The following is a 22032-nucleotide window of genomic DNA, read 5'->3' as shown; positions in this document are numbered from 1 at the left end:
CGCGTGGCTAGGCTGAGGCGACCGGGGCATCCGCGCCCGGACGGCCCGAGCCGTCCACGCCGGTCGAGGAGGTCCCGCCTTGAGCGCATCCCACGGCAGCAAGGCGATCTTCGCCGCGCTCATCGCCAACGTCGGCATCGCGATCACGAAGTTCGTCGCGGCGTTCTTCTCCGGATCGTCGTCGATGCTCGCCGAGGGCGTGCACTCGCTCGCGGACTCCGGCAACCAGGTCCTGCTGCTCATCGGCGGCAAGCGCGCCAAGCGCGTCGCGGACGAGGAGCACCCGTTCGGCTACGGCCGCGTCCGCTACGTCTACGCGTTCATCGTCTCGATCATCCTGTTCTCGGTCGGCGGCGTGTACTCGCTGTACGAGGGCATCCACAAGATCGAGCACCCGGAGCCGCTCGACGTGCCGTGGCTCCCGGTCGTCGTGCTGCTCATCGCGATCGGCCTCGAGTCGTACTCGCTGCGCACCGCGATCAAGGAGTCGAACCCGCTGCGCGGGAAGCAGAGCTGGGTGCAGTTCGTGCGCCGCGCGAAGAGCCCCGAGCTCCCCGTGCTCCTGCTCGAGGACACGGCGGCCCTGTCCGGCCTCGTCCTCGCGCTGCTCGGCGTGGTCGCGTCCATCGTGACCGGCGACGGCATCTACGACGGCATCGGCACCCTGCTCATCGGCGTGCTGCTGGTCCTCGTCGCCGTGGTCCTCGGGATCGAGATGAGCAGCCTGCTCGTCGGCGAGGGCGCCTCGAAGCCCGACGTCGCGGCCATCCGCGCCGCCATCACCGCCGGGAGCGAGGCCGAGTCGATCATCCACATGAAGACGCTGTACCTCGGCCCGGACGAGCTCCTCGTCGCCGCCAAGATCGCCATGCCCGCGACGAGCTCGCTGGGCGACGTGGCCGCGGGGATCGACGCGATCGAGCGCCGCGTGCGCGAGGCGGTGCCGGTCGCCCGGGTCATCTACCTCGAGCCCGACGTGCGGGTCGCCGCGCGCTGACGCCCGGCGAGGGCCCGGTCATCCGGCCAGCGCCTCCGCGTCCGGGCCCGCGCCTGCGCTGAGCCGCCGCTCCGCGAAGAACGCGTCGAGGAGCCCCGCGCACTCGTCCGCGCGGACGCCCGCGAACACCTCGGCGCGGTGGGGCAGCCGCCGATCGCGCAGCACGTCGTAGAGGGACCCGGCCGCGCCCGCCTTCTCGTCCCAGGCGCCGAACACGACCCGGGGGACGCGCGCCGCGAGGATCGCGCCCGCGCACATCACGCACGGCTCCAGCGTGACCACGAGGGTCGTCCCGACGAGGTGGCGGTCGCCCGTGGCCGCCGCGGCCTCGCGCAGCGCCTCGACCTCGGCGTGGGCCGTGGGATCCTGCCGCGCCTCGCGGAGGTTGCGCCCGCGCCCGATGACCGCACCCGACGCGTCGACCACGACCGCGCCCACGGGCACGTCGCCGGTGGCCGCGCAGGCCCGGGCCTCGTCGAGCGCCACGGCCATCCAGCGGCCGTAGTCGCCCGGCACGCGCAGGTCCAATGGCGTTCCCCCTTGCTGATTAGATGGAGCCTATGCGAGTCCACGTAGCCGACCACCCGCTCATCACGCACAAGCTGACGGCGCTGCGGGACCGCACCACCCCCTCCCCCGTGTTCCGCAGCCTCGCCGACGAGCTGGTCACGCTGCTCGCCTACGAGGCCACGCGCGACGTCCGCGTCGAGACGATCACCGTGCAGACCCCGGTGGCACCGGCGCAGGGCCTCACGCTGAGCGACCCGAAGCCGCTCGTGGTCCCCATCCTCCGCGCGGGCCTCGGCATGCTCGACGGCCTGATGCGCCTCATGCCGAGCGCCGAGGTCGGCTTCCTCGGCATGGTGCGCAACGAGGAGACCCTGCAGCCCGACATCTACGCCGAGCGCCTGCCCACCGACCTCTCCAACCGCCAGTGCTTCGTGGTCGACCCGATGCTCGCCACCGGCGGATCCCTCATCGCCGCCATCGAGTACCTCTTCGACCGCGGCGCCGTGGACGTCACGTGCATCTGCCTCATCGCCGCGCCCGAGGGCCTCCGCGCCGTCGAGGAGGCGACCGCCGGCCGCGAGGTCACCATCGTCCTCGGCGCGCTCGACGAGAAGCTCGACGAGGTCGGCTACATCATCCCGGGCCTCGGCGACGCGGGCGACCGCCTGTACGGCACCGCCGCCCACTGACCCGTCCCGCCCCGTCCGCGGCGCCCGTCCCCCTCGGGAGACGGGCGCCGCTGTCCGTCCACGCACGATCGCTGCGCGTCGCGCACGTTTCCGACCGCTGGTGTTGACACGGGCGCACGGATCCGTGCAAGCTCTCCCCATGACTCTGAACGCGCACGTCCTGACCTCCTCCGAGGCCTCGGGAGTCGCCGGCATGATGATGCCCGGCCGTGTCGCGATGTCCTGTCGAATGTCGGCCTGACCCGCCGCCTTCGCCCGAGCGGTCCCGCGACGCATCCGTCGCCGACCCTCCTCGCCGTCACCGGCGCATCCGCCCCCTGAGGCGTCTCGCACTCCCCTGAGGTCCCGCGCACCCACGCTGCGCCGCACCCGCATCATCACAAGGACTCACGCCATGTCGCTCGCGACCATCGACACCGCCCGCACCGCCCTCCGATCCGCTCCCTCCGCGCCCGTCCTCCGGGCCGCCGCCCCGCTCGCCCCCGCGATCCGCCGCCCGCAGGCAGCTCCCGCGCCCGCCGCCGCTCCCGCTCCCGCTGCCGCGCCGGCCCGCCTCCGGGCCGTGCCCGAGGGGACCGAGGCGCGCGGCTTCGCCATCTACGTCGGCCTCGACGAGCTCAAGGCCGCCGCCGCGGGCACCGACCTCGGCACCGTCGTCGCCGCGCTCAAGCGCCTGGCGGCGGAGCTCGCCCCCGGCGTCGAGACGCACGCCGCCGTCGCCCTCGCTCCCGAGGGCGCGGGCGGCCGCGACATCGACGTGGTGCGCCTGGCGCTGCAGGATCCTGCCGCCGTCGCCCAGCACCGCGAGCAGCCCGAGGACGAGGACCGCGTGGACGGCGGCGTGACCGTCGACCTGTCGCGCAAGCGCGTCGTGCTCGACGGGGACACCGCCCCGCTCACCTACAAGGAGTTCGAGCTGCTGCAGTACCTCGTGCTGCGCGAGGGGCGCACCATCGAGCGCGCCGAGCTCATCGCGTCGCTGTGGTCCGCCGCCGACGAGGACGACGTGCCGAACGAGCGCACCATCGACGTGCACGTCCGCCGCCTGCGCTCGAAGCTCGGCCGCTACGAGGAGATCGTCCGCACCGTGCGCGGTGCCGGGTACCGGTTCGACCGGCACGCCGACGTCTCCGTGCACCACGCCAGCACGCAGTCGCCCGACCTGTTCTGAGGCCGCGGGGTGCGGTCCAGGCGCTGCTTGTGGAGCTGTCGGCGGACTCCCAGGACATCGGGCCCGTTCCGGGTAGCGGGGCGTTACGGGATCGTTATACAGTCTTCTCGTCCCCACCGTTTGCTGTGGCGGTGGAGACGGAATGTGATTGCAGGACACTCCTGGTGCAAGGGAGAGGGCCGGCCCCATGCCTCTGGGGTCGGCCCTCAGTCATCTCCGGACCCCGCCGCCGGAGCGGCCTCCCCGAGGCGGTCGCGGACCGCCGCGCTCAGTAGACTTCCCCACGAGAGCGCCGCCCGAAGACCCTCCCGGCTGCGCACCGACGAGGAGGCCTGGTGGGCGAGACCGCGGACGCCGTGCGGGCCTGGGAGTCGCTCTTCCGCGCCCAGGTCAGCGTCATGCGCCGCCTCAGCACCGACTTCCCCAGCCACGACCTCTCGTTCAACGAGTACGACGTGCTCTTCAACATCTCGCGCCAGCCCGACGGGCGCCTCCGCCTCCGCGACCTCAACCAGCACGTGCTGCTGACCCAGCCCAGCGTGAGCCGCCTCATCGACCGGCTCGTCGCGCGCGGCCTCGTCGTGAAGTGCGGGGACGAGAGCGACGGCCGGGCGACGATCGTGCGCCTCACGGAGGCCGGCGATGCGGCATTCCGGGCGGTCGCGCGCATGCACATGGAGTCGATCGCGGCGACCGTGGGCGCGGCGCTCACGCCCGACGAGCTCGACACCCTCCGCGCGCTCACGGACAAGCTGCGCGGGGGCGTCGCCGAGGCCTAGGCCGCGGATCCCGCCCGCGGACGGGGGACGGCCGCCGGCGCGGTCGGCCGGGCGAACGGACCGCCGCGCGCGACGAGCAGGCGCAGCAGCGCGAGGACCAGGTCGGCCGCCGTGACGAGGCAGGCGGCCCAGCCGATCGCCGTCGTGAGGCCCGCCGCGGCCGGCCCGCCCATCTCCGCCACGGCGAGGACGCCGGCGACGAGGACACCGAGGGCGCCCACGGCGATCGCGTCGAGCGAGGAGAACGGGGGCACGGTCTCGGCGGCGGCCGGCACGCGGCGGTGCGGCGCCAGGCGGTGCAGCCCGTCGCGGATGCGCGAGACGCCGTACACCGCCTCGCCCAGCTCGAGCGGCAGGTGCGTCGCGCCGAAGACGACGTCGGCGAGGGTGCGCTCGCGGATCCGGCGCAGGGTGCGGATCTGCAGCGGCAGCCGCACCAGGACGGGCACGGCCCACCACCACTCCGGCTCGAGGATCCCCTGGATGCCGGCGGCGGCGAGGTAGAGCCCGGCGAGCGCGTAGGCCGTCGCGCGGAGGACGGGGCCGACGCCGATGCGGAGGGCGGCCAGGCGGGCGCGACGCCGGTCGGCGGCGTCCGCGGGGGCCCTGCCCCGGGTGAGGCGGGTGACGTGCGCGCCCCACCGCTCCCGGCGCCGGCGCATCGTGCCCCAGGTGACGGCGGTGTCGACCCGGACGCGGGCCTCGGGCACGAGGGCGGAGCGGTCGCCCCCGGCGAGGAGGGCCGTGAGGATCACGTCGGCGGACGCCCCGGGGGCGGGCCGTCCGTCGCGCGGGGCGAGGCGGAGCAGGGTGGCGGGCGCGAGCGGCACCGGGCCGATGAGGCCGAGGTCCATGCCGGTCTCCACGGCGCCCATGGCCCAGTGCCGCTGGAGGAGCCGGAGCGCGGCCGCGATCGGGCCACGGGATCCGCTCGGGCGCGGGTCGAGGCGCGCGGACACGGTGACGGCGTCGGGGTCCCGGTCGAGGGCCGCGGAGAGGCGCTCGAGGACCGGCGGCTCCAGCTCGGCGTCCGGCGAGACGAGCAGCACGCGCCCCGCGTCGCCGACGATGCGGAAGGCGAAGTCGTAGGCGGACCGGAGGGAGCCCTCCCGGGGACCGCGGTCGATCACCGTGACGGTCGTGCTGGTCCGGCCGTCGCCGGGGCGGGCGCGCTCGTGCCGGCCGTTGAAGGTCCGCGCGACGGCGAAGGTGTCGTCGCGGCTGCCCGCGACCACGACCACGACGCGGTCCGGCGGGAGCGTCTGGCCGAGCACCGAGGCCAGGGTGCGCGCGATGGTCGTCCCCGCGTCGCCCGCGACGACGACGGCGGATACGGCCGCACGGGACGCGGGCGGCGCGCCCGAGGGCGAGGGGGTGCTCGGATCGTCCATGGGCCTCTCGACGTCGACGGGTCTCTGTCGGCGGACGGCCCCGGACGGACGCGCACTGCCATGTGCGATATTACGTGCCGCCCGGCTGTCGGCGCGCATCGACCCCACCCCCCGTCCGCCGCGGACCTCCGTCCTAGGCTCGATCCATGAGCGACGACGACGCCCCCGATCACGGATCCGCCGACCGGGAGGGCGCGTCCACCGCGCACGGCCCGAGCATCGTGTGGCTGCGCGACGACCTCCGCGTGGCCGACAACCCGGCCCTGCACGCGGCCGTCGAGCGGGGCGAGCCGGTCGTCGTGCTGTACGTGCTGGACGAGGAGAGCGACGGGATCCGCCCGCTCGGCGGCGCCGCGCTCTGGTGGCTGCACATGAGCCTGTCGCGGCTCGGCGACTCCCTCCGCGAGCTCGGCTCGCCGCTGGTGCTGCGCCGCGGGAAGGCCGCGGAGGTGCTCGACGAGCTGGTCGCGGAGGTCGGCGCCGGCGCGTTGCTGTGGAACCGGCGCTACGGCGGAGCGGAGGTCGCGGTCGACACGGCGATCAAGAAGGATCTCGGCGACCGGGGCCTCGACGTGCGCAGCTTCCAGGGGTCGCTGCTCGTCGAGCCGTGGACCGTCATGAACAAGCAGGGCGAGCCCTTCCGCGTGTACTCGCCGTTCTGGCGGGCCGCGCAGGAGCGGGCGGAGCCCCGCAAGCCGCTGCCCGCGCCCGACGCGCTCGAGGGACCCTCCCGGTCGCCGCGCTCGGAGGACCTCGACGCCTGGGGCCTCCTGCCGACGGAGCCGGACTGGGCGGGGGGCCTGCGCGCGTCGTGCGACCCCGGCGAGGCGGCGGGGCTGCGGCGCCTCGAGGACTTCGTCCAGCACGAGCTCGAGGACTACGCGGAGGACCGCGACCGGCCCGCCGCCCTGTCGACGTCCCGGCTGTCGCCGTACCTGCGCTGGGGCGAGGTGAGCCCGTTCCAGGTCTGGCACCGGGTCCAGCGCACGCGCGGCAAGGAGGTGGGCGGCGACGAGGTCAACGTCACCAAGTTCCTGTCCGAGATCGGCTGGCGCGAGTTCAGCTACCACCTGCTGTACCACCACCCCGACCTGGCGACGCGGAACTTCACGCCGCGCTTCGACCGGTTCCCGTGGCAGGAGCCGACCGACGCGACCCTCGGCGCGTGGCAGCGCGGCCGGACGGGCGTGCCGCTCGTCGACGCCGGCATGCGGGCGCTCTGGCGGGACGGCCACCTGCACAACCGCGTGCGGATGGTCGTGGCGTCGTTCCTCATCAAGAACCTGCTCATCGACTGGCGCCTCGGCGAGCAGTGGTTCTGGGACACGCTCGTCGACGCGGACGCGGCCAACAACGCGGCGAGCTGGCAGTGGGTCGCGGGATCCGGCGCGGACGCCGCCCCCTACTTCCGCGTGTTCAACCCGGTCCTGCAGGGGCAGAAGTTCGACCCGACGGGCGAGTACATCCGGTCGTACGTGCCGGAGCTCGCGCACGCCCCGCGCGACGTCGTCCACGAGCCGTGGAAGGCGCAGGGCGACCTCGTGGCGAGCGCGGAGGACGTCGCCGACGAGCAGGCCGACGGCGGGCTCGCGGCCTACCCGTCGCCCATCGTCGATCTCAAGGAGTCACGTCGGCGGGCGCTGGCCGCGTACGACGTCGTCAAGGACCTCTGACGCAGGAGGGCCCGCGCGTCATCGACGCGCGGGCCCTCCGTCGTGCGGACGCGGATCAGGCGTCGTCGCGCTCCCCGAGGCGCTCCTCGCGGTCGTGCTGCTCCCGGATCCCCCGGCCGAGCTTCACGTCCTCGCGCTCGGCGGCCGCCTTCTTGTCGCTCACCTTGGTGTCGCGCGGCGGCAGCTGGATGGTCTCCTCGGCGGCGATGCCCGCCTGGAGCTGGCGACCGCGCTCGAGCTCGGCGTCGAACTCGGCGCCGAACAGGAGCGCGAGGTTCGCGATCCAGAGCCAGAGGAGGAAGACGACGACGCCGGCGAGCGAGCCGTAGCTCTTGGCGTAGTTCGAGAACGTCGTGACGTAGAACGCGAAGGCGACCGACGCGACGACCAGCACGAGCAGCGCGAGGGCCGCGCCCAGGCTCATCCACCGGAACTTCGGCTGCTTGGCGTTGGGGGTGGCGTAGTAGAGGATCCCGAGGAGCAGGATCATCAGCAGCGCCAGCACGGGCCACTTGGCGATCGACCACACGAGCTGCACGGTCGCGCCGAGACCCAGCGCCTCGCCGATGGCCTCCGTGACGGGCCCGGAGATCGCGATGATGAGGGCGCAGACCAGCAGGATCACGATGCCGATGACCGTCACGGCGAGCTGGGTCGGCTTGAGCTTCCAGAACGGCCGGCCCTCCGGGATCTCGTAGATCCGGTTCATCGCGCGGCTGAAGGCCCCGACGTAGCCGGACGCCGACCAGATGGCCAGCACGATGCCGGACACGAGCGCGAAGCCCGCGGCGGGCGAGTTGACGAAGCCCTCGATGACCGGCTGGAGGATGCCCACGGCGTCGGGCGCGAGCGGACGGACGACCTCGATCACCGCATCGACCGTCGACTGACCCTGGCCGAACACGCCGAGCAGCGAGATGATCGCGATGAGCGCGGGGAACAGGGACAGGACCGCGTAGTACGTGAGGGACGCGGCGATGTCGGTGCACTGGTCCGAGCCGAACTCGCGCATGGTCTTGCGGAGCACGTACTTCCAGGACGGCTTCTCGATCTCGGTCGGGGAGTCGGGCTTGCGCCCGTCGTCCTCGTGGGGCCGGTCCTCGATGGTGCCGGCCGTGTCTCGTTCTGCCACTGGTGCCTCCGTGATTGTCGCGGGTCGGGTACCCCTCCCCAGCGTGGCCCGTGCAGGCCAGCGCGCCTAGCCCGTCGGGGCCCCGGCCGCCCGATCGCGCGCGTCCGCGGCACCGGCGCGCGTCTCGTATGCTCGCCGAGGGCCTCGCGCGCCCGCGGATCCGGCACCCGCCGGAACATCCGCCCGCTCCCGCGCGTTGCCCTCGTGATCGCCACAGCGATCACCGTGCTCCGCCGACGCGCGCACGGACGCCGCCCGAGCAGTGGAGGACGCATGCTGCGCACCATGATGACCGCGAAGATCCACCGCGCCACGGTGACGCACGCCGACCTGCACTACGTGGGATCCGTCACCGTCGACCGCGACCTCCTCGACGCCGCGGACATCCTCGTGGGCGAGCGCGTCAGCATCGTCGACGTCACGAACGGCGCCCGGCTCGACACGTACACGATCGCGGGCGAGCGCGGCAGCGGCGTGCTCGGCATCAACGGGGCGGCCGCGCACCTCGTGGGCGTGGGCGACGTCGTGATCCTCATCGCCTACGGCCAGATGACCACGGAGGAGGCCCGCGCGCTCGAGCCGCACGTGGTGCACGTGGACGCGCAGAACCGCATCCGGGCCGTCGACGCCGACCCCACGGCCCCGCCCGCGCCGGGCCTCGAGCGCTCCCCGCTGGCCGAGCCGGTCTGATCCGGTACCGCCGCCCTCCTCCGGGGGACGGCCACTGTACTGGGTCCCCCAAACGACGGACAGAAGCCGGGCCCCCCAAAACGGGGGACATTCGCGCGCATCCAGGGGGATACCGGGGAACCCCGGCTACCGTGGAGGCATCCGGTACGGCTCTTCGGGTGAGCTGTACCGCACCAGCCGGTTCGTCTGCGGGTAACAGACGTTCACGTGCGCAGTCCGGCCCGGGCCTCGAAGGTCCGGGCCGGTCTCATTCCCCCGCCGGCCCGCTCCGGCGGCGTCGGGATCAGCGGCCCTCGGCGCGTCGCCTCCGGCGCTCGTCGCGCTCCGCGTCCGCGGCGGCCGCCTCCTCGGGCGTCGGCGCGGTGCCACCGCGGTCGCGCGGCTGCCACCACGCGCCGCGGCCGTCGACCGGGTACGCGTCCTGCAGGGCCTCGACCATGGCCTGGAGCCGGAGGCGCAGGGCGTCGGTGACGTCGCGCGGATCCGCGTCGGGCGCCACGGGGATCCGCTCCCCCACTGCCATGTGCACGGGGACGCCGATGCGGTCGCGCATGCGGATGCGGCGGTTCTTCGTGAGGAGCCGGTGTCCGCCCCACACCGCGACGGGCACGATGGGGACGCCGGCCTCGGCAGCCAGCCGCGCGGCGCCGGTCTTCAGCTCGCGGACGCGGAACGACGCGCTCACCCCGGCCTCGGGGAACACGCCCACGAGCTCGCCCGCGCGCAGCGCCCGCACGGCGTCGGCGTAGGCCGCGGCGCCCGCGGACGCGTCGACGCTGATGTGGTGCATGCGCCGGAGGACCCAGCCGACGCCGGGCTTGTCGAACGCGCCCTTCTTGGCCATGAAGCGGATGCGCCGGCGGCCGTGCAGCCAGGTCGCCCACTCGACGAGGGCGAACTCCAGGTAGCCGAAGTGGGTCATGGCGATGACCGCGCCGCCCGTCTCGGGGATGCGCTCCCGGCCCTCGGCGACGAGGCGGAGGCGGAGGGACCCGAAGAGCGCGCGGCCCAGGATCACGGCGGCCCCGTAGACGGGCTCGCGGGTGCGGCGGCTCATGCTCCGACCCTACGGGGCCGGGACGGGCGCATCCCGGGAGCCGACGGCGGGCGGACACCCGCGCTCCGTCCGGGGCGCGGGAGGCCGGCGGCGGGTTGATCCGCGGACGGGTGCGTCGCGAGCGCGACGCCCCGCGCTAGGCGTCGGTGCGGTCGCTGTCCGCGTCGGCAGCAGGGGCGACGTCGGCCTCGCTGGACGTGCCGGGCTCGACCGTGGCCTGCGCCTCGTCGTCCATGGTCTCCAGCGTGATCTCGGCCTCGGGGACCTCCTGGCCGTCGGCGTCGAGCGGCACGATGTAGTCGCCGAGGCGACGGCGGGCCGCCTCCTCGCGCTGCACGCGGATCCGCTCGAGCTTCTCCTCGCGCAGGCGCAGGCGCTCCGTGTCGACCTCGACGCGGCGCACGGTGACGCCGCGCGTGGGCCCTGCCGCCTTCGCGGGGGTGGTCTTGCGGGAGGCCTCGCGCTTGGCGGCCTCGCTCGCCGGCTTCCGCGACGGGGCGGTGCCCGACTTCGCGGCCGCCGAGGCGGGCTTGGTCGACACCGCGGGCGGCTTGCCCGACCCCGGGCAGCGCTCGTGGTTGCGACCGTGGTCGAGGATGTTGCCCGTGGCCATGCCGACGGGATTCGCCTTGCCGCAGACCGAGCACTTCGTCGCGGGGGTTGCTGCCACGTTCGATACCACTTTCCATCGCCGCGCCGTCGCCGGACCGAGGATGCCGGTCGGCCGGACGGCGCCTCACCACGGTACCCGACTGAGGAGGTGCGGGGATACCGGAGTCCCCGACGGGGTGGGTCAGACGGGGAAGCAGGTGGTGCGCATGCGCACCACGACGGCGCCCTCGGCCTCCTCGACCTCGAGGTCCACCGTGACGGAGGACAGCTCGGCGAGGCTCGCGAGGTGCGTGCCGCCGCACGGGATGCGCGCGGTGCCGTCGGGCAGCTCGCACACCCAGGAGCGGCGCGAGGTGAGCAGGTCGCCCTCGCGCTCGATCCTGGCCGCGGCGCCCGAGGCGACCCAGCCGGCGAGCGTGGCGTCGACCTCCGCGCGCACCTCGTCCAGGTGGTCGAGGAGCGCGGCCGGCGTGAAGCCCTTCTTCCGCAGCGACTTGCCGAGGCGGTAGGTGTCCACCGACGACCACGGGCCGATCCGCGAGGTGCCGATGGCGAGCGCGTCGAAGCCGGGGGCGCCGAGCGCGTCGGGCGCCACGTCCTTGGTCCAGGCGGAGGCGAGCGCCCGGTCGAGGGCGAGCGAGGCGAGGTGGCAGCCGGTGTGGCCGGCGGAGAGCGCGCGGCGGTGCTCGGGATCCACCGCGACCTCCGCGGCGTCGCCCGCGCGGACGTCGGCGTCGCCGGGCACGACGTGGACGGCGACGAAGGACCAGCCCTCCGCGCCCTTCTTGACCGGGACCTCGGCGCCGACGTGCAGCGCGGCCGCGCCGCCCTCGGGATCCGTCTCCGCGGCCCCGACCAGGCAGTCGAGCACCTCGATGCCGGCGCCGCGCACGCGGAGCACCGCGCGGTCGGCGGGCTGGTCCGGCCAGGCCGCGTCGACGGGGTGGCACGCGGTCGCGTCGAGCACGACGGCGAGCGTGCCGTCGTCCCGGCGGTCGACGCGGAGGACCGTGCCCTCGGAGGCGACGGATCCCGCCGGGTAGGTCACGCGCGTGGGCGGCAGGGCGACGGCGCCCGCGGGGATGGAGGTCATGGGGGCTCCCGGCTCGGTGTGCCTCGATCCTCGCAGACCGGCGCCCGACGCCCGCCCGGCGCGGCGGATCCCGGCGGCCCGCGGATCAGGCGGGCGCCGTCCCCGTGGCGCGCGCCCGTCCGAGGATCCGCCGCAGCGCCGCCCGCTCGAGGAGCGTCCACGCCGCGCTCGACAGGAGGTGCAGCGCGGCGGCGAGCGGGGCGACGGCGGCGAACACGACCGTCACGAACGGCAGCACCCGCATCGTCGCCGCCATGCCGGGCAGCGCCGGATCCGCGACGGCGGACGGCCCCTGGAACCGCAGGTCGGCGCGGCGGCGGACCTCCACGACCACGGCCAGCAGGGCGAGGACGGCCACGGAGACGACGACGGGCAGGAGCCCGAGCCCGGCCGCCGACACCGCGCTCGCGCCGAGCGGCATCCCCGCGAAGGGCGCGGCGAGCAGCGCGTTCGCCTCGCCGCCGATCCGCGCCTGCGCGAACAGGGCGTAGACGGCCGCGAGCACGGGCGCCTGCGCGAGCGTCGGCAGGCAGCCGGCGAGCGGCGACGCCCCCTCCCGCGCGTAGAGCTCCTGCGTCGCGCGGGACAGCCGCTCGGGCGCCCCGACGTGCCGACGACGGAGCTCGGCGAGCGCCGGGGCCAGGCGGCGGCGCTGGATCTCGGCGCGCACCTGGGCCACGCCGACGGGCACGAGCATGGCCCGCACGGCGAGGGTGAGGAGGATGACGGCGACGCCGGTCGCGGAGGCGCCGGCGAGCGGGTGGATCAGGTCGGCGAGGCCGACGACGAGCTGGGATAGGCCGTCGAGCACGGCTCGGACGGGGGCGATCGATGTGGGGTCCAGGGGGTTCCTTGCGACGAGAGCGGAGGGGGGATCCGTCTGGTCGTCGCATGCGGGCGCGCCCGGTCCGTTCCGCGCGCGGGCGGGCGGTGGACCTGTGCGGGCCGCGGTCAGGCGGCCGGGAGCGGCGCGGGCACGACGACCTGCGCCGGGCGGCCCGGGGCTCGCGAGCGCTCGTGCCCGTCGGCGTCCGGATCGCTCGAGGACACGAGCACCGGGAGGTCGACGTCCTCGTCCGGGCGCCGGGGCGGCGTGCCGGATCCGAGCAGCCCGCGGGCGGCGGCGACGCGCACGAACGCGACGGCCGCGGCCACGGAGGCGGCGCCGAGGAGGGCCGCGAGGAGGATCGCGGGCGAGACGCCCGCGCCGCCGAGCACCACGTCGCCCATGAGGGCGAGGACGCGGCCGAGGGCCTCCAGGACGGCGGGCATGCGCCGACGGTAGCACCGGGGTCCGCGGGAGCACGAGGGGCGGTCGCGCCGGCGGGCACCGCGCGCCCGCCCGCGTTCGGGCCCCTGGACACGCCGCTGTGCACGGCACTCCGAGGTACCGCGCAGTGCGTGATACTGTGCGACGCATGAGAGAGACCGGCTGATGGACACCACGCAGCTCCTCAAGGGAGCGCTCGACACCGCCGTGCTCGCGGTCGTGCAGCACGACGACGGGTACGGCTACGACATCGTGCGCCGCCTCCGCGACGCCGGCCTCGGCGACGTCGGCGACGCCTCCGTCTACGGGACGCTCCGCCGCCTCTACGCCGCGGGCGCGCTCTCGAGCTACGTGGTGCCGTCGGAGGGCGGGCCGCACCGGAAGTACTACGCGATCAACCCCGAGGGCCGCGAGCTGCTCGCGGGGCAGCGCGCCACCTGGGCGGCGTTCGCGACGGCCATGAGCGGGCTCCTCGGCGAGCCCGCCCCCGAGACCCCCCGCACCCGGAAGGCCGGCGGCGCCGGCGAGGGCCCCGTGCCCGCATCCGTCGACATCCGCACGATCGGAGAGAAGCCGTGAACATCGCAGACCCCGCCCTCGACAGCCGCATCCAGGCCTTCGCCGCCGCCGTGCGCGCCCGCCTCGACGACCTCGACCCGGAGGACGTCGACGACCTCACGGGCGGCCTCGAGGCCGACCTGCAGGAGGAGGCCGCGGATCACGACGGCGCCCTCGAGCTCGGCGACCCCGTCCGCTACGCCGACGAGCTGCGCACCTCCGCGGGGCTGCCGGAGCGCGCATCCGAGGCGACGGCGACGTCGCCGCTCGCGCAGCTGCGCGACGGCATCCGGGAGCGGGGGCGCGCGATGCACGCGGGCATCCGCGCGAACGGCGAGCTGTCCGCGATCCTCGACCTCGTGATCCTCTTCCGCCCGGTGTGGTGGCTGCTGCGGGCGTGGGCGGGGTACCTGTGCATCGTGACCGTCGTCTTCGGGGGCTTCTCGGTCCTCCCCGGGAACCCCCTGGCGTGGGCCCTGCTCCTCGTGCTCGTCGTCATCAGCGTGCAGTGGGGACGGGGCCGTTGGCTCCCCAGCGCTCCCGCCCGGGCGCTGAAGACGGGCGTCAGCGCGATCACGGCCGTCTCCCTCGTCGTCCTCATCCCCGTGGCCATCGACGAGATGGTGCGGGACCCCTACGTCGACGCCTCGTACGCACCCTCCCCGGAGCCGGGGCTCTCGCTCGACGGCAAGGCGGTCACGAACCTCTTCGCCTACGACGCCGAGGGGAACCCCCTCGACCGCGTGCAGCTGTTCGACCAGGACGGCGAGCCCCTCACGACGGTCAGCGGCGTCGAGCAGGACGGCCGCGTGATGGACCCGACGACCGGCGAGTACCTGTCGCCCGCGGACGGAGCCTGGAACGTGTTCCCCCTCGAGCGGGACCTGCTCGCCCTGTCCGACGGGTCAGCCACCGCGGGATCCGGCACGGTGCGCCCGCCGTTCGCGAAGGCCCTGACGCTCCCCGCCGGGACCGACGCGACGTCGACCCCCGCACCCTCCCCGAGCGCCGGGACCGACGGGGCACCCGCACCCGATGCGACGCCCGCCCCCGAGCCCACACCCACCCCGGAGCCGACCCCGTGAGCGCGCTCCTCGACCACGGCCGCCCCGCCCCCGGGCTCGGCGCCGACGCGGAGCTCGCGCGCCTGACCGCACGCGAGCGGGAGATCCTCGTGCTCGTGGCCCGCGGGATGTCGAACGCGGAGATCGCCGGCCGGCTCTTCCTGGCGCCGACCACGGTGAAGACGCACGTGAGCCGCACGCTCGACAAGCTCGGCGTGCGCGACCGCCTGCACGCCACGATCTGGGCGTACGAGAACCACGTGGTGGAGCCGCTGGCAGCCACGCGCTGACGGGGATGCGCTGACGGGGACGCGGGGCGAGGCACCCGGGAGACGAGAACGGCCCGCCAGTGGCGGGCCGTTCCATTCTGTCTCAACCAGAGATGCGCACCCGGAGGTGCTGTGCGCCCGGAGGGATTCGAACCCCCAACCTTCTGATCCGTAGTCAGATGCTCTATCCGTTGAGCTACGGGCGCAGTCGTGCGGCGATGATCCCCGCGAGCGGCGATCAGGCCGGGAGACAGACTACATGCTCGCGGGCCGCGTCGCGAATCGGCGCCGCGAGCCCCCTCCGTCGGCCGGCCCCTGCCCGACCGCGCGCACCCGGCGGGCGCGCCGGTCCCCGCTGATTAGGCTGGATCGACCCGAACCGCGAGGAGCGACCCTTGGCATCCTGGACCGACCACGTCGTCTGGTGGCACGTCTACCCGCTCGGCTTCACGGGTGCGCCGCAGACCCGCGACGACCTCGCCGGACCCGACGTCGGCGCCCCCGCGCATCCCGACGCCGCCCCGGCCCACCGCCTCGAGCGCCTCCGCGCATGGCTCCCCTACCTCGTCGACCTCGGCGCGAACGGCCTCCTCCTCGGCCCGGTCTTCGACTCCGAGACGCACGGCTACGACACGCGCGACCACCTGGCGGTCGACCCCCGGCTCGGCGACGACGCCGACCTCGACGCCCTCCTCGCCGACGCCTCCGCCCGCGGCGTGCGCGTCCTCCTCGACGGCGTGTTCAACCACGTCGGCCGCAGCCACCCGCGCTTCGTGCAGGCGGTCGCCGACGGACCCGGATCCGAGGCCGCCTCCTGGTTCCGCTGGGACGAGGCCGGCGAGCCCGTCGGGTTCGAGGGCCACGGCGCGCTCGTCACGCTCGACCACGACTCCGAGGCCGTGCGCGCCCACGTCGCCGAGGTGATGATCCACTGGCTCGACCGGGGCGTCGCCGGCTGGCGCCTCGACGCCGCCTACGCCGTCCCCGCGCCCTTCTGGGCGGCCGTGCTGCCGCGCGTCCGCGAGCGGCACCCCGACGCCTGGTTCGTGGGCGAGATGATCCACGGCGACTACGCCGGGTACGCGGCCGAGTCGACCATCGACTCCATCACGGCCTACGAGCTGTGGAAGTCGATCCGCAACTCGATCGCCGAGCGGAACCTCTTCGAGCTCGACTGGACCCTCACGCGGCACGCCGAGCTGCTGACCTCCGTCACGCCGCAGACCTTCGTCGGCAACCACGACGTCACGCGCATCGCCTCCGCGGTGGATCCCCGCCACCTCGGCCACGCGATCGCCCTCCTCCTGCTCCTCCCGGGCGTCCCGTCGATCTACGCGGGCGACGAGCGCGGCCTCACCGGCGTGAAGGAGGACCGCGCGGGCGGCGACGACGCCGTGCGCCCCGCGTACCCGGCCTCACCCGAGGACCTGCCCGACGACGCGGACGCGGCCCGGATCCGGAGCCTCCACCAGGAGCTCGTCGGCCTGCGCCGCCGGCACGCGTGGCTGGTCGACGCGCGCGTGGAGACCTCCGGCCTCACCAACACGGCGCTCACGATCGCGCTCCGGCCGTCGGGCTCGGGTGCCGCGGGCGGCGTCGCGCCGGGCTCGCCCGACGCGCTCAGGCTCGTGCTGAACATCGGTGACGATCCGGTCGAGGTCGGCGGGCCGCACGGCGGCGTCGAGGCGGGCGCGCTCGGTGCGGACGGTCGCCTGGCCGCGCATTCGTGGGCGGTCCTCGCCGGCGCCTAGGACGCAGGCCAGTCGGCCAGCCGGCCGGACGTCCGCCGGCCTCGCCTGCGGCGTCAGACGGCGCGGTGCGGCCAGCCGTAGACCTCGGCTAGGAGCGCGGCGCGGGCGGCGTGCGCCGCAGCCTCCTCCTCGGCCTCGGCGTCCGGATCCTCGTCCGCCGGAGCGAAGTGCCCGTCGTCGATCTCCGGCTCGTCGTCGTCGAACGGCCGGTGCGTGAGCGGCCACTCGACCGCCGCGAGCGCGGGCCACACGGCGGGATCCGTGGCGTCCGCCTCGGGCTCCCCGTCGGCCCCCCGCGCACCGCCGCCGACGAGCAGCTGCTCGTCGGCCGGGTGCGGATCCACCGCGCGCAGCCCCTCCCCGTCGCCGTACGGCGCGAAGAGGAACTGCGAGAAGTGGCGGGTCACGGCGTCAGGCTAGTCGGCCGTGGCTCCCAGGAACGGGCGCGCGACAGGGTTGTGGAAGGCTTTCCACCATCTCCCCGCGGGCGGCCCGGGATCAGTCCCCGGAGCGTCCCGGCTGGCCCAGCGGGACGGCTTCCGGGCGCTCCACGGTGCTGCGGATCTCGCCCGTCGCGGCGGGGTCGAGGATCGCGTCCATGACCTCCAGCACGTGGAACGCGAGCTCGCCGGAGGCGCGGTGCGGCACGCCGCGGCGGATGGCGTCGGCCATCTCCGCGAGGCCGCAGCCGCGACCCGCGTCGACGAAGCCCGCGCTCGGCTCGACGTCGGTCCACTCCCGGTCCTCGGACGTGGCGACCTGCACCTGCCCGGAGAAGTGGTTCGGGTCCGGCACCGAGAGCGTGCCGGCCGTGCCGTAGACCTCGATGTTCGGGATCCGCGTCGCCCAGATGTCGAAGCTCATGGTGACGGTGGAGACCGCACCCGACGCGTGCGTGAGCACGGCGCTCACGTGCGTGTCGACGGTCACCGGGATCTCCCGCGCCTCGGGGTCGGAAGCCGCCGAGCGCACCCGGTCGGAGCGGAGCGACGCGCCCTGCACCCGGGTGACGGGGCCGAGCAGCGTCACCAGCGCCGTGAGGTAGTACGGCCCCATGTCGAACAGCGGACCGGCGCCCGGCTGGTAGTAGAACGCGGGGGCCGGGTGCCACAGCTCGTGGCCAGGCGCGCCCCAGAAGGCGTTCGCGGCGACGGGCTTCCCGATCGTCCCGGCGTCGAGCACGGCGCGCGCGGTCTGGATCCCGGTGCCGAGCACGGTGTCCGGCGCGGATCCGACGCGGAGGCCCTTCTCCTCGGCGAGCCGGAGGATCGGCTCGGCCTCTTCGGGGCTGAGCGCGAGCGGCTTCTCGCCGTAGACGTGCTTGCCGGCCTCGAGCACGCGGATGTCGACCTCGGCGTGCGCGGCGGGGATCGTGAGGTTCAGCACCGCGTCGATGCGCGGGTCGGCGATGAGGTCGTCGACGCTCAGCGCGTCCACGCCCTGCGCCTCGGCGACGGTGCGCGCGCGGACGAGGTCGAGGTCGGCGACCGCCACGAGGCGCACGCCCGGCAGGTTCTCGAAGGCCGCGAAGTACTGCTCGCTGATCTTCCCGACGCCGATGATCCCGAGGGTCATCGCGTCGTCGTCGTGCGTCAGCGTGCTGCCCACAGGAGGCCCCTCTCGATGATGGTGCGGACGTTCGGGTCCTCGACGACCTCGATGCGGTGGCCGGGGGCGGAGACGAAGATGCGGCCCTCGCCCCACTGGCGGGTCCAGATGGCGGGCGCGGTGACCGGGCGGTGCCACGGATCCCACGGCCGCACCGTCTGCGTGGTGGTCGCGAGCACGTCGTTGTACTCGTCGCTCAGCACCCAGTACTGCTCGGTGACGAGGTCGAAGTCGGCGATGCCCCGCGTGATCTCGTGCGTGCGCCCGAGCTCCGTCATCTCGACCGTGTACGGGATGTAGTTGTCGGACTGCTCGCCCGTGCGCTCGGCCGGGTCCTTGCCCGCGTGGTGGGCGAACTGGCCGCCGATCATGTGCAGGTAGTCCGCGGTGTTCCGGTACGAGTCGGCGATGCCGCCGTGCCAGCCGGCCATGCCGGTGCCGGCGATGACGGCGGCGCGGAGGCCGGCCATCTCCTCGGGCTCGATGGTCGTCATGGTGTTGGCCTGGACGATGAGGTCGGTCGCGGCCATGACGTCGGCGTCGGCGTAGACGGCCGATCCCTCCTCGACGCGGACCTCGAAGCCGTTCTCCTCGAGGAACGGGATGAACAGGCCCGTGGTCTCCACGGGCATGTGGCCGTCCCAGCCTCCGCGGACGACGAGCGCCTTCCGGGCGGCGGTCACGAGAGCGCCGTCCGGATCGGGCACCCGCGGTGCGGGGTGGCGGACGTGCGGGGCATCTGCATCACTGCGACTCCTTCGTCGAGCGCGACCGGCCGCTGCCGGGCGCCCCTCGAACGCTACGGCGATGTCCAGGCAGATCGCAACCGGGCTGGCCTAAGCGGAAATGTTGCGAGCATGGGCTGGCACCGGCGTCACGAGCGCTGGGCAGTGGCAGGACGCGGTGGCATGCTCAGGAGTCAAACTTGGAAGGTGTTTATCATATGGCGCAAGAGTCGACAACCTGGCAATCCTGGATGGCAGCCGACAGTATATTAGATGCTCTTCTTGACGAAGCTAGCCAAGAACTTGAAGCCTCCATACCAGCAGATTTGCACGTGCAGGAGGGGCAACAGCTAGAAGGGGAGCTCGCCGATGCATATCTATCGAAGGTCGGCTCCTGGGTCAGGGACTGGACCAAGAGCAGCGTTTCGGAACTCAGTCCGCCCGCTTGGCTTTGGATCCTACGTCGCATAAATCCGGGGAGAATGGGCGGATCGGCAGAAGGATCGCTGCTCGCGACGCTTGCCCTGGCCGAGAACTTGACTCAGCGCCACGGCGATTCAGGGCGCAATCATTTGAATCGAAACCACGAGGTCGACTACACCGTTCGCGTTGCTCGCGCAACAGCTATTCTTTTAGCTGCCGCCAATCGCCTACGTCTTTTCGATGCATATCGACGTAGGGTTTCAAAGGGCCAATGTTTGCTAGGAACCCCGGGCGCTGGCTTCGCTGGCCTAAAACCGGATGCGAGCCTAGACGCCGCACTTTTGGCACACGATAAGCGTCTTCGTAACCTCGAAGAGACGTGGCACCCCTTCCTAGCCTTTCACATCGAAGAGAAATTCGATCCATACGCGCATGTATTAACCGTCGGATTAGACGATGATTCAACGGCCGCATATCTTAAGCCGAGAAATCGAATCGCCGCGATCGATCAAGCGCCATCGAGATGGAGGTTTTTCTGCGGCGCTCTTAGTGATCATGCGCACGATCCGACCGTCGCGGCATCCGGAGGCTCGCTGCCAGACGCGAAGTACATAGCGGCCACTTATTTAGTCGGTCAAATGACCGCGCAAATCGTAGCGAGTCACGGTCATAGATTCGGCGCAGAAGATAACGGTTATATTCGCATCAGTGATCGCCTCCTACGCATTGCATTCGACGTGAAGCTAAAGTACTCGCGGCAAGAACGACCCTCAATTTTGACTTCATATTTTCCGAGAACATATCATGACCTGTTGAAAGTCCTTCGTGCCGGCCCGCAGGAATTGAGGGCACCAATCGGGCTGCCACTCTTGAAAGCCAAAGAGTTCTGGATAATTGACATGTTTGCAATACGACTGACTCTAAGTCGAGGGTTCCGGATCGAAAAATCTGGAGGAAAAGCAGTTAATACATTGGGCTTTGCATTCGAAGACGACACTCAATTAAGCATCAATAATACCCTGGGTAGGGCCCCCGATATGCGATATGCGCGCTATATTGGTAAAACGTTGTTTTCTAACGGCAATGCCGTGACCGACATTGATGCCATGGTTCAGTTTGACAATCAGCTTGTTCTAGTCAGTTGCAAGGCGTTTGAGTATACAGCCGCCTATGACGATGGGGACTACGCAGCGGTGCGATCAGCGAGGAGCCGAATCGCCGACGCATTAACTTCCTGGGAGCAAAAACTTTCATTCCTATCCACTAACCCCATAGGATCCAACTACGACTTGAGCGGCGTCGCTCTACACGGCGTAGTAGTTACCCCTTCGTTGTTGTACAGCGACCATGCGCTCGCGCAGCAGCATGTCGGCCCTTGGAGTCATATTCCGCGCTATTTGGCACTACCCGAGCTCCTTCAAGCGCTTTCGCGCATCCCGATGTAGCGAATGCGACGCGAAATGTCCGTACGCGTTACCTCGAGGCCGGGGCCGCCGTGCTGCCGCGGACGACGAGCGCCGTCGCGAGGTCGAGGCGCGTCGGCTCGTCGCTGCGCCCCTCGCGGATCCGCAGCACCATGCGCGCCGCGGCCTCCGCCATCTCGCGCACGGGCTGCCGGACGGTGCTGAGCGCGGGCGAGACGATGCGGGCGAACGGCAGGTCGTCGTAGCCGAGCACGGACAGGTCGTCGGGGATGCGGATCCCCCGCTCGCGCGCCGCCTCGTACAGCCCGAGGGCCTGCTCGTCGTTGCCGGCGAAGATCGCGGTGGGGCGGTCCGGGCCGTCCAGCAGCCCGCCGCCGGCGCGATGCCCGGCGCTCCGCCCGAAGTCGCCCTCCGCCTCGACGAGCGAGACCGCGGGTCCGGCCGCCTCGAGCGCGCTGCGGAAGCCCGACATGCGCGCCCGCGAGTAGAGCCGGTGCGGCGGGCCGCTGATGGCGCCGATGCGGGTGTGCCCGAGCCCCAGCAGGTGCTCCCCCGCGGCGTGCCCGCCCTCCCAGTTGGTGGATCCGACGGCCGGCACGTCCGCGGCCGGCGACCCGGCCGGGTCCACGACCACGAACGGGATGCCGCGGCTCCGCAGCTGCCGCTTCTGCGCGGGCGCGAGGTCGGAGAAGACGAGCACGAGGCCCATGGGACGGCGCTGCATGACGCCCGCCATCCAGTCGCCGTCGAGCGCGGTGTCGCGGCCGTGCTCGGTGACGATGACGCTCAGCGCGTGCTCGCGCGCGACCGCGGAGACGCCGCGCAGCAGGTCGACCGAGAAGCCCGTGTCGACGACCTCCAGCACGATCTCGATGAGCGCGCCGTGCGGGCGCTCGGCCCCGCGGCGGCTGTACCCGTGGCGCTCCATGAGCTCCTCGACGCGCGCCCGCGTGGCGGGCGAGATCCCCTTGCGCCCGTTGAGGACCTTGCTGACCGTGCCGATCGACACGTTCGCCTCGCGCGCGATGAGGCCGAGGGTGGTGCCCGCGCCGTGGTCGGGATCGGGGCCGGGCCGCCGTGGCGCATCGGGAAACGTGTCGCTCATGTGGGTGATGCTAGATCGTCGGGAGCCGCCCGTCCTCGCCG

General features: G+C 73.0%; 23 protein-coding genes and 1 tRNA gene. 11 read left to right on the top strand and 13 right to left on the bottom strand.

Translation table 11 applies throughout. The annotated features are described in order from the left end of the window. Positions 1-79 precede the first annotated feature (79 nt). On the top strand, positions 80-997 hold the full coding sequence (locus ACT7CP_RS02485) for a cation diffusion facilitator family transporter (protein ID WP_413962309.1): 918 nt from the start codon (positions 80-82) through the stop codon (positions 995-997). Between the two features lie 18 nt (positions 998-1015). Here the strand turns inward: ACT7CP_RS02485 and tadA are convergent, their stop codons facing one another. After that, positions 1016-1489 carry a tRNA adenosine(34) deaminase TadA gene (gene tadA / locus ACT7CP_RS02480; RefSeq protein ID WP_445444007.1) on the bottom strand — a complete coding sequence of 158 codons (474 nt, stop codon included), beginning with the start codon at positions 1487-1489 and terminating at the stop codon, positions 1016-1018. A 68-nt stretch (positions 1490-1557) separates the two neighbouring features. Between tadA and upp the strand changes: the two genes are divergently transcribed. From upp to ACT7CP_RS02465, 3 genes are all read left to right on the top strand, one after another. Beyond that, on the top strand, positions 1558-2196 hold the full coding sequence (upp, locus tag ACT7CP_RS02475) for a uracil phosphoribosyltransferase (RefSeq protein WP_413962308.1): 639 nt from the start codon (positions 1558-1560) through the stop codon (positions 2194-2196). A 394-nt stretch (positions 2197-2590) separates the two neighbouring features. Next, entirely contained in the window at positions 2591-3367 is a 777-nt protein-coding gene (locus ACT7CP_RS02470) for a winged helix-turn-helix domain-containing protein (RefSeq protein WP_445443247.1), read from the top strand. A 335-nt stretch (positions 3368-3702) separates the two neighbouring features. After that, positions 3703-4146, top strand: coding sequence for a MarR family winged helix-turn-helix transcriptional regulator (locus ACT7CP_RS02465; RefSeq protein WP_307504074.1), 444 nt, complete (start codon positions 3703-3705; stop codon positions 4144-4146). On the opposite strand, the gene ACT7CP_RS02460 is transcribed toward ACT7CP_RS02465, so the two are convergent. Continuing rightward, positions 4143-5537 (bottom strand): glycosyltransferase family 2 protein, encoded by a 1395-nt coding sequence (locus ACT7CP_RS02460; protein WP_445443246.1) that lies wholly within the window; start codon positions 5535-5537, stop codon positions 4143-4145. The genes ACT7CP_RS02465 and ACT7CP_RS02460 overlap by 4 nt on opposite strands. Before the next feature lie 146 nt (positions 5538-5683). Here ACT7CP_RS02460 and ACT7CP_RS02455 point away from each other — a divergent pair, with 146 nt between their 5' ends. Continuing rightward, positions 5684-7210 (top strand): cryptochrome/photolyase family protein, encoded by a 1527-nt coding sequence (locus tag ACT7CP_RS02455; RefSeq protein ID WP_445443245.1) that lies wholly within the window; start codon positions 5684-5686, stop codon positions 7208-7210. Between the two features lie 55 nt (positions 7211-7265). On the opposite strand, the gene ACT7CP_RS02450 is transcribed toward ACT7CP_RS02455, so the two are convergent. Further along, a complete protein-coding gene (locus tag ACT7CP_RS02450; protein ID WP_445443244.1) occupies positions 7266-8342 on the bottom strand; it encodes a YihY/virulence factor BrkB family protein in 1077 nt (358 codons plus the stop codon). A gap of 273 nt (positions 8343-8615) precedes the next feature. Here ACT7CP_RS02450 and panD point away from each other — a divergent pair, with 273 nt between their 5' ends. Further along, the gene (gene panD / locus ACT7CP_RS02445; protein ID WP_413962303.1) at positions 8616-9032 is read left to right on the top strand and encodes an aspartate 1-decarboxylase; all 417 of its coding nucleotides are present in this window, start codon (positions 8616-8618) and stop codon (positions 9030-9032) included. 283 nt (positions 9033-9315) lie between these two features. Here the strand turns inward: panD and ACT7CP_RS02440 are convergent, their stop codons facing one another. The 5 genes from ACT7CP_RS02440 to ACT7CP_RS02420 form a co-directional block, all read right to left on the bottom strand. Continuing rightward, on the bottom strand, positions 9316-10089 hold the full coding sequence (locus ACT7CP_RS02440) for a lysophospholipid acyltransferase family protein (RefSeq protein ID WP_445443243.1): 774 nt from the start codon (positions 10087-10089) through the stop codon (positions 9316-9318). Between the two features lie 136 nt (positions 10090-10225). Continuing rightward, the gene (locus ACT7CP_RS02435; protein ID WP_445443242.1) at positions 10226-10759 is read right to left on the bottom strand and encodes a hydophilic protein; all 534 of its coding nucleotides are present in this window, start codon (positions 10757-10759) and stop codon (positions 10226-10228) included. Positions 10760-10882: 123 nt separating this feature from the next. Then, positions 10883-11794, bottom strand: coding sequence for an alanyl-tRNA editing protein (locus ACT7CP_RS02430; RefSeq protein ID WP_445443241.1), 912 nt, complete (start codon positions 11792-11794; stop codon positions 10883-10885). Between the two features lie 85 nt (positions 11795-11879). Beyond that, positions 11880-12605, bottom strand: a complete 726-nt coding sequence (locus ACT7CP_RS02425) for a YidC/Oxa1 family membrane protein insertase (protein WP_445443240.1) — start codon at positions 12603-12605, stop codon at positions 11880-11882. A 140-nt stretch (positions 12606-12745) separates the two neighbouring features. After that, the gene (locus tag ACT7CP_RS02420) at positions 12746-13066 is read right to left on the bottom strand and encodes a DUF6412 domain-containing protein (RefSeq protein ID WP_445443239.1); all 321 of its coding nucleotides are present in this window, start codon (positions 13064-13066) and stop codon (positions 12746-12748) included. A 163-nt stretch (positions 13067-13229) separates the two neighbouring features. On the opposite strand from ACT7CP_RS02420, the gene ACT7CP_RS02415 reads away from it, so the two are divergent. Genes ACT7CP_RS02415 through ACT7CP_RS02405 form a run of 3 tightly spaced genes read left to right on the top strand, consistent with a single transcriptional unit; the run spans position 13230 to position 14976 of the window. Beyond that, positions 13230-13643, top strand: a complete 414-nt coding sequence (locus tag ACT7CP_RS02415; protein ID WP_413962297.1) for a PadR family transcriptional regulator — start codon at positions 13230-13232, stop codon at positions 13641-13643. Next, positions 13640-14707 carry a hypothetical protein gene (locus ACT7CP_RS02410; protein ID WP_445443238.1) on the top strand — a complete coding sequence of 356 codons (1068 nt, stop codon included), beginning with the start codon at positions 13640-13642 and terminating at the stop codon, positions 14705-14707. The genes ACT7CP_RS02415 and ACT7CP_RS02410 overlap by 4 nt, the downstream gene beginning before the upstream one ends. Further along, entirely contained in the window at positions 14704-14976 is a 273-nt protein-coding gene (locus ACT7CP_RS02405) for a response regulator transcription factor (RefSeq protein ID WP_445443237.1), read from the top strand. The genes ACT7CP_RS02410 and ACT7CP_RS02405 overlap by 4 nt, the downstream gene beginning before the upstream one ends. A gap of 112 nt (positions 14977-15088) precedes the next feature. Here the strand turns inward: ACT7CP_RS02405 and ACT7CP_RS02400 are convergent. Further along, a tRNA-Arg gene (locus tag ACT7CP_RS02400) sits at positions 15089-15161 on the bottom strand. 189 nt (positions 15162-15350) lie between these two features. Here ACT7CP_RS02400 and ACT7CP_RS02395 point away from each other — a divergent pair. After that, positions 15351-16706, top strand: a complete 1356-nt coding sequence (locus tag ACT7CP_RS02395) for an alpha-amylase family protein (RefSeq protein WP_445443236.1) — start codon at positions 15351-15353, stop codon at positions 16704-16706. A gap of 53 nt (positions 16707-16759) precedes the next feature. On the opposite strand, the gene ACT7CP_RS02390 is transcribed toward ACT7CP_RS02395, so the two are convergent. The 3 genes from ACT7CP_RS02390 to ACT7CP_RS02380 all read right to left on the bottom strand — a co-directional run bounded on the left by ACT7CP_RS02390 (position 16760) and on the right by ACT7CP_RS02380 (position 18997). Continuing rightward, positions 16760-17113, bottom strand: a complete 354-nt coding sequence (locus ACT7CP_RS02390; RefSeq protein WP_445443235.1) for a hypothetical protein — start codon at positions 17111-17113, stop codon at positions 16760-16762. Positions 17114-17204: 91 nt separating this feature from the next. Continuing rightward, a complete protein-coding gene (locus ACT7CP_RS02385; RefSeq protein WP_445444006.1) occupies positions 17205-18281 on the bottom strand; it encodes a Gfo/Idh/MocA family protein in 1077 nt (358 codons plus the stop codon). A 17-nt stretch (positions 18282-18298) separates the two neighbouring features. Next, complete coding sequence (locus ACT7CP_RS02380; RefSeq protein WP_445443234.1) at positions 18299-18997, bottom strand: ThuA domain-containing protein; 699 nt, start codon at positions 18995-18997, stop codon at positions 18299-18301. Positions 18998-19290: 293 nt separating this feature from the next. Here ACT7CP_RS02380 and ACT7CP_RS02375 point away from each other — a divergent pair, with 293 nt between their 5' ends. Beyond that, the gene (locus ACT7CP_RS02375) at positions 19291-20907 is read left to right on the top strand and encodes a hypothetical protein (protein WP_445443233.1); all 1617 of its coding nucleotides are present in this window, start codon (positions 19291-19293) and stop codon (positions 20905-20907) included. Positions 20908-20935: 28 nt separating this feature from the next. Here the strand turns inward: ACT7CP_RS02375 and ACT7CP_RS02370 are convergent, their stop codons facing one another. Beyond that, positions 20936-21991, bottom strand: coding sequence for a LacI family DNA-binding transcriptional regulator (locus ACT7CP_RS02370; protein WP_445443232.1), 1056 nt, complete (start codon positions 21989-21991; stop codon positions 20936-20938). Positions 21992-22032: the final 41 nt, after the last annotated feature.

Source organism: Clavibacter rahimiani (assembly GCF_052654495.1).
The sequence above is the reverse complement of the archived record's forward strand: the minus strand, read 5'-3'. Positions and strand labels throughout refer to the sequence as shown.

What these genes read in the sequence shown, in the direction of transcription:
- ACT7CP_RS02430 (WP_445443241.1), bottom strand. Translation starts at nt 11,794, where the DNA reads ATGACCTCCATCCCCGCGGGCGCCGTCGCCCTGCCGCCCACGCGCGTG.
- ACT7CP_RS02375 (WP_445443233.1), top strand. Translation starts at nt 19,291, where the DNA reads ATGGCAGCCGACAGTATATTAGATGCTCTTCTTGACGAAGCTAGCCAA.
- ACT7CP_RS02460 (WP_445443246.1), bottom strand. Translation starts at nt 5,537, where the DNA reads ATGGACGATCCGAGCACCCCCTCGCCCTCGGGCGCGCCGCCCGCGTCC.
- ACT7CP_RS02415 (WP_413962297.1), top strand. Translation starts at nt 13,230, where the DNA reads ATGGACACCACGCAGCTCCTCAAGGGAGCGCTCGACACCGCCGTGCTC.
- ACT7CP_RS02420 (WP_445443239.1), bottom strand. Translation starts at nt 13,066, where the DNA reads ATGCCCGCCGTCCTGGAGGCCCTCGGCCGCGTCCTCGCCCTCATGGGC.
- upp (WP_413962308.1), top strand. Translation starts at nt 1,558, where the DNA reads ATGCGAGTCCACGTAGCCGACCACCCGCTCATCACGCACAAGCTGACG.
- ACT7CP_RS02440 (WP_445443243.1), bottom strand. Translation starts at nt 10,089, where the DNA reads ATGAGCCGCCGCACCCGCGAGCCCGTCTACGGGGCCGCCGTGATCCTG.
- panD (WP_413962303.1), top strand. Translation starts at nt 8,616, where the DNA reads ATGCTGCGCACCATGATGACCGCGAAGATCCACCGCGCCACGGTGACG.
- ACT7CP_RS02370 (WP_445443232.1), bottom strand. Translation starts at nt 21,991, where the DNA reads ATGAGCGACACGTTTCCCGATGCGCCACGGCGGCCCGGCCCCGATCCC.
- tadA (WP_445444007.1), bottom strand. Translation starts at nt 1,489, where the DNA reads ATGGCCGTGGCGCTCGACGAGGCCCGGGCCTGCGCGGCCACCGGCGAC.
- ACT7CP_RS02470 (WP_445443247.1), top strand. Translation starts at nt 2,591, where the DNA reads ATGTCGCTCGCGACCATCGACACCGCCCGCACCGCCCTCCGATCCGCT.
- ACT7CP_RS02385 (WP_445444006.1), bottom strand. Translation starts at nt 18,281, where the DNA reads ATGACCCTCGGGATCATCGGCGTCGGGAAGATCAGCGAGCAGTACTTC.
- ACT7CP_RS02455 (WP_445443245.1), top strand. Translation starts at nt 5,684, where the DNA reads ATGAGCGACGACGACGCCCCCGATCACGGATCCGCCGACCGGGAGGGC.